This is a genomic window from Candidatus Frankia alpina (assembly GCF_902806485.1).
In the GTDB taxonomy this organism is placed as follows: Bacteria; Actinomycetota; Actinomycetes; order Frankiales; family Frankiaceae; genus Frankia; species Frankia alpina.
The window spans coordinates 1-3,068 of the sequence record NZ_CADCWT010000381.1; the positions used below are offsets into that span (position 1 = coordinate 1).

Genomic DNA, 3,068 nt, shown 5'->3' on the forward strand with positions numbered 1-3,068 from the left:
TCCTACTACCGCCTGGCGCAGGAGCTGTGCAATCTCCTCCCGCTCCGCGTCGGAGACGCGCAGGTCCGGCGTCGGCGGGGGATCGGGAATCTCGGCCATGCGGAGCAGACTAACCAGTGGTCGGACGAACCGGCGGTCGTCGGTCGATCCCGATGACCGTGGCCTTTGCCCGCCGCCATGGCCCGCCCCCGATGCCAGGTCGACGGCTCGTTCATCCGGGCGCGCCGGCCCGGATGAACATCACCTGGCTGCTCACCAACGGCTACCTCACCCGCGTGCGCCGAACGCGGGTGGCAGCCGACCGCTGTGGGCAGCGGCCTTCCCTATCCGAACATTCGGCCAATGTGCTAAGTTTCATCCGCATCTGCGTGTCATTCCCATCGGGGTCTCCGCAGATGCTGATTACTGATGTTACTGATGCAGCCGGAGGACGGGGCGAGTCATCGAAGGTGGGCATGGCGACGGCGTCGCGAACGCCCCGCGGTTGCAGCGCCGTCGTTCCGTCCGCGGCGAGCAGACGGTGCTCTGGCTGCTGCTGACCTGCGTTCTGCTGGCGTCATCGGCATACGGGGTGCTGCTGCTCGGACCGTTCGTGAAGACGGTCGGCGGCAGTGAGGCAACCTACGGCGCGTTGTCCGCCGCGGCGGTGGTGCCGACCGCCGCCGCGCTTGCGCTGCTGCTGCGGTTTCCGCGCGCAGTGCCTCCGCAACTGCTGATGGCCGGGGCCTGCCTGGTGTACGCGGGCGCCGCGGCGCTGATGGCCGGGGTGCATTCCCGTAATGGCGCGCTCGTGGTCGCGGCGATCGTGCTGGGCACGGCCTGGGCGGTGACGTACACGGCGGCGCCGATGATCGCCTCCGAGCTCGCCACGGACCGAAATCGGGCCACGCTCATCGGCTACGCGACCGGGACCATCCAGGCCGGGTTCGGGATCGGTCCCGTCCTCGGCAACGCCCTGCGTGACGCCGGAATGTCCTACCAGCAGGTGTTCGCCGTCGGGGCGGCACTCGCACTCGCCGCGGCCGTGCTGGTCGTCCCGCTCACCATCGAGCTGCGGCGCCTGGCCGCCGGGCAGACGGCCGGTGCACAGAGCGACGCCGCCGAGGAGAAGCCCCGGCCCCAGCCCGTGCGGGAGCCGGAGCACCCGGGCCGCGCGGCGGGGACCGGGTGGCGCGGCGCGCTGCGGTCGCCCAGCGTGGTCCCGCTCGCGATGGTGCTGCTCAGCGCGTGCGTGTTCACCACCATGAACAGCTTCCAGACCACCTTCGCGGACAGTCGGCAGCTCGACTTCGACATCTTCTACGTGACCTACGCGGTGGCGGTCATCGCCGTGCGGCTCGGTCTCGCCCGGATGCTGCCCGACAGTGCATCCGATCGGGTGGTCGCCGTGACGACCGTGGGGATGACCGCGGCGGCGGTGGCCTTCGTGTTCGTCGGGACGAGCCCGGTGCTGTACTGCCTGGCCTCGCTGCTGCTCGGCTGCACCTACGGCCTGGGCCTGCCCGCTTTCCAGGCCCGCGCGGTGAACCTCGCCGGCCCCGAGGAACGCGTGCGGATGCTGCCGATGGCGGGCCTGCTGTTCGAGGTCGCGATCCTCGCCTTTCCGCTCGTCGCCGGGGCGGTCGTCCACGCGAACGGCTACCGGGGGCTGTTCGTGCTGCTCATCGCGATCACAGGTGTCGTCACGGCGCTTGGCCAGATTCGCGGTCGGCCTCAGCTCGACGCGCAGCCGGCGGGGGACGGCGCCAGCGCGGGCGACGTCGCGGACGGTGCTGCGGCGGCCACGGTCTCAGCCGTCGGTCCATCGAACGACTGAACCAACCACGGCCTGAACCAACCACGGCGCAGGGGGGCAGATGTACTTCTCCGCGAACTATGGTGAGGCGCGAGAGCGTTTTCTCGCCGCGGCCCGCGATCGTGGCGCGCATCTCGAGTCGTTCCCGCTCGGGGAGCTGCGGGGGGCCCGGGGTGAGCCGCTGAGCACGGACGTGACCCGGATCAGCGCGAGCCGCGGGCCCTGCGTGCTCGTCCTGGTCAGCGGCACCCATGGCGCGGAGGGATTCGCCGGGTCGGCCTGTCAGCTTCGGGCCTTGCACGAGGCCGCGTGGACGGGCCTGCCTGTCGTCCTGGTGCACGCGCTCAACCCGTTCGGCTTCTCTCATCGCCGCCGGGTGAACGAGGACAACATCGACGTCAACCGCAATTTCGTCGACCATGCCGCAGTGCCGCCCGACGGCGGCTACGGCACGCTGCACTCCGCGTTGCTGCCCACGGACTGGGACGGTCCCGGGCACGCCGAGGCCGACGCCCTGCTCCTCGCGCACGCCGGCCGGCTCGGGGTGCGCGAGGTGCAGCAGATCGTCACCTCCGGCCAGTACACCCATCCGGACGGGTTGTTCTACGGCGGTTCGGCGCCGAGCTGGTCCCATCAGACCTGGCACACGATCATCCGCGAGTACCTGACGGGATACGAGCGGGTCGCGTATATCGACCTGCATACGGGGCTCGGCGAGCGGGCCGCCGCCGAGCCGATCTTCCGCGGTGGCCTGGACCCGGGCGCGCCGCGGCGGGCCCGGGTCTGGTACGGCGGCGCGTTGACGAACTCCGAGGAGGGCACGTCGAGCTCGACGCCGATCGGCGGCAACTCCGCCCGAGCCCTGCTCCAGGACCTCGGCGGGGCGGAGATCACGGCAATCACCTGCGAGTTCGGCACCCAGGACGGGCTGACCGTGCTGCGCGCGCTGCAGGCGGACAACTGGTTGTGGCAGCAGCATGAGCCGGTGGACGCCGAGCGGGTCGCCCGGATCGGGCAGCTCATGCGGGAGGCCTTCGACCCGCCGGACAAGCGGTGGCGCGCCGATGTGCTCGATCGGGGGACCGCCGTGATCGGCCAGGCCGCCGCCGGGGTGCTTGCCGAGTCGATCAGGACGGCCTGACGGTCTGGTGGGCTGACGGGGCCGGGTGGACGGTGTGGCGTTCTGCCCGTCAGGCCGGTTTCCGGCAGGGCTCCGGGAAGATCGTTCTAGGTTGCGATCTGCTACGCGGAGTATTGGCCCCGTTGTGCCGTC

Annotated in this window: 2 protein-coding genes; both read left to right on the plus strand. The window is 71.0% G+C overall.

Annotated elements, in window-relative coordinates:
- The first annotated feature begins 484 nt into the window (after positions 1-484).
- Entirely contained in the window at positions 485-1,816 is a 1,332-nt protein-coding gene (locus G6R25_RS22925; RefSeq protein WP_163554528.1) for an MFS transporter, read from the plus strand.
- 40 nt (positions 1,817-1,856) lie between these two features.
- Positions 1,857-2,936, plus strand: a complete 1,080-nt coding sequence (locus G6R25_RS22930) for a M14 family metallopeptidase (protein WP_163554529.1) — start codon at positions 1,857-1,859, stop codon at positions 2,934-2,936.
- The last annotated feature ends 132 nt before the right edge of the window (positions 2,937-3,068 follow it).